Origin of the sequence: Flavobacterium cyanobacteriorum, from assembly GCF_002251835.1 — a bacterium.
Taxonomy (GTDB): Bacteria; Bacteroidota; Bacteroidia; order Flavobacteriales; family Flavobacteriaceae; genus Flavobacterium; species Flavobacterium cyanobacteriorum.
In genome coordinates this window covers 1-3,176 of the sequence record NZ_NOXV01000087.1, presented here as the reverse complement: position 1 = coordinate 3,176, position 3,176 = coordinate 1, and the positions used below count along the sequence as shown (strand labels likewise).

At 36.9% G+C, this 3,176-nt stretch carries 1 protein-coding gene; it reads left to right on the top strand.

Annotated elements, in window-relative coordinates; all coding sequences use genetic code 11:
• The first annotated feature begins 437 nt into the window (after positions 1–437).
• The gene (locus CHU92_RS00950; RefSeq protein WP_094411690.1) at positions 438–2,945 is read left to right on the top strand and encodes a cation-translocating P-type ATPase; all 2,508 of its coding nucleotides are present in this window, start codon (positions 438–440) and stop codon (positions 2,943–2,945) included.
• The last annotated feature ends 231 nt before the right edge of the window (positions 2,946–3,176 follow it).

The window sequence follows — 3,176 nt, the reverse complement described above, 5'->3', positions numbered from 1 at the left end:
CTTTTTTTCTACTTTTAAACTGTACTATTTTTGGGGGAGCTTACACAAATATAATAACCGCTATAAGAATTATATTAACTGCATTTAGATTTATTCAATCCACTAAAAGAAATATAATAACCGCCAAAAGAATTATAGCTACCGCAATTAGAAATCTATTAACCTCTATAAAATAGAAATTTAGCAGAAAAAAAAGTAAGTGCAGCCACCAACACAGGTTTTACGCTATTGCGGGTTATGGGCTTAATTTAAAGTTTATTTTGTATCTTTGAAGTCAGTGCAAAACCGAAAGTTTCGGCTTCCTTAATCCGCAACAGTCGTAAAGCCTGGGAACGTTACAGGCAAGCGTGGAAAAAACCCAAAAAATTTACAAAAAACACTTTTGACGGTAATTTAAATAAAAAAACAGTTTAAGTTTTTAAAAAATTAGACATCTGATGCGGTATAACATCCCCAAACACCTTAGAGGTCTCACAATTGAGGAATTAAAAACCTCTCGAAAAAAATTTGGTTTCAATCAAATAGAAGCTATTAAAAAAAATGAGTGGTTTAGGATGTTGCTCGATATTTTGAAAGAACCTATGCTGCTTTTGCTTATTGCGGTAACAGTTATTTATATAATAGTTGGCAATTATTCCGAAGCTGTTTTTATGTTGGGCGCTATTATTGTCGTTTCTGGCATTTCATTCTATCAAGACAATCGCAGTAAAAAAGCACTGGAAGCGTTGAAAAAATTGAACGAACCGTTAAGTACTGTTATCAGAGATTCAATCGTGATGCAAATTCCCACAAACGAAATTGCCGTTGGCGATTTGTGCATTGTCGAAGAAGGAAAAATGATTAGTGCTGATGGCGAAATTGTGCATAGCAATGATTTTTCAGTTAATGAAGCCTCACTAACAGGTGAAAGTTTTTCAGTATTTAAAAGTCAAGAAACCGAAGATAGAAAAATATATAGCGGAACGCTGGTAGTATCTGGTTTGGCCATCTTTACTGTAGAGAAAATTGGTGCAGAAACCAAGCTAGGGAAAATCAGTCAATCCATTCAAGATATCAAAGAAGTTCCTTCGCCACTGCAAATCCAAATTACCAAATTTGTAAAAGGAATGGCGGTTATTGGTGTCATCGTGTTTCTGATGGTTTGGGGATTTAGCTACTGGAAATCAGGAGATATCATACAAAGTTTACTCGCTGGATTAACCTTGGCCATGTCTGTGCTTCCAGAAGAAATCCCTGTAGCCTTTACAACTTTTATGGCTTTGGGCGCCTGGAAGTTAATGAGTGAAGGTGTCATCATTAAACGTAGTAGCGTGGTCGAAACATTGGGAAGCACCACGGTAATCTGTACGGACAAAACGGGAACTATTACTGAAAATGCTATGCGACTGAAACTTATATTTGATTACAAATCAAACAAGGTTTTTGAGGATACTCAATTCAGTACTCCTGAGCTTTCAGAGCTTATTCGTTTCGCTATGTGGAGTAGTGAACCCATTCCGTTTGATCCCATGGAAAAAACACTGCATCAAATTTATGAGCAAACACAACCCAATGATCAGCGGAAGGATTTTCAAATGATACACGAATATCCATTAGAGGGTACTCCCCCAATGATGACGCATCTTTTTGAAAATAGTTTAGGAGAAAGAGTTATTGCCACAAAAGGTGCACCTGAAGCCATTCTTGCCGTTTCTAATCTTTCTGAGAGCGAGAAAGACGAGTTACGACAACATATCATTAATTTTGGAACACAAGGCTACCGAGTACTGGGCGTTGCTAAATCTAATTTTGAAGGAAATCACTTTCCTGAAAAACAACAAGATTTTTCTTTTGACTTTTTAGGATTTACCGTTTTCTACGATCCTCCGAAAGCGAACATTCAAGAAGTATTTAAAAAGATATATGCTGCAGGCATCAAGGTAAAAGTAATTACGGGAGACAATGCAGATACGACAAGGGCTATTGCGCATCAAGCAGGCATTATAAACGAAACACCAGCGGTAAACGGAACGGAAATCGTTCATCACACAGAAACAGAATTGATGGAACTATCTAAAAACACCACACTGTTTACCAGAATGTTTCCTGAGGCAAAATTGGCAATGGTAAACGCTCTTAAAAAGAACGAGGAAGTTGTTGCAATGTTGGGAGATGGCGTAAATGATGCGCCTGCGCTGAAAGCTGCTCATATTGGTGTAGCGATGGGAAACAAAGGAACAGAAATTGCAAAAGCAGCGGCAGCATTGGTGATCGCAAATGATGATTTAGATAAATTAATTACTGGAATAGCGGCAGGAAGAAGAATTTATGCCAATCTCAAAAAAGCCATTCAGTATATTATATCCATTCATATTCCGATTATTCTAACGGTTTCATTACCCTTGTTTTTGGGTTGGATATATCCGCATATTTTCACACCGGTACATGTTATTTTCTTGGAGCTAATCATGGGGCCAACCTGTTCTATTGTCTATGAAAATGAGCCGATGGAAAAAAATACAATGCTAGAGAAACCACGTAAAATGACCGAGACATTCTTGAGCTGGAAAGAATTAAGCATTAGTATTATTCAGGGATTGGCCATTACCGCAGGCGTTCTAACCGCATATCAGTATGCTGTACAAAACGGTAGTAATGAAGCAACTACACGTTCAATAGTTTTCACAACTTTAGTATTTGCAAATGTGTTTTTGAGTATGGTTAATCGCTCATTCATTTACAGTGTATTTGATAGTTTTAAAAATAAAAATACATTGTTCCCATTAATACTTGGAGCATCTTTGGTTTTACTTATTGCAATACTCTATATTCCGCCATTCGCTTCTTTCTTTCAATTGAGTAGTATAAATTTCCAGCAATTCTTAATCTCAATTTTAATTGCTGCCGTGTCGGTGTTGTGGGTCGAAGTGTATAAATGGGTTAAAAGGTTGAAAATAAATAGCTAAAATTACACAGTTAACGAAAACGCCAGCCTGTAACATGGTATTACCAAAAACGGGGCTGAACGGCTTCGGTTGAACATTTGTGCAAGGTTCAACATTCGCTCTTCGATTGAACTTTAGTGTTAAAAATCCCCGCCTTCGGTAATACCCAAACCGTTAGTGGCAACCAATCCGCACGAAACCGTAAAATAAGAAAAATGAAAAATATTTGCTTGATTTTAGTTGTCTTTTTTT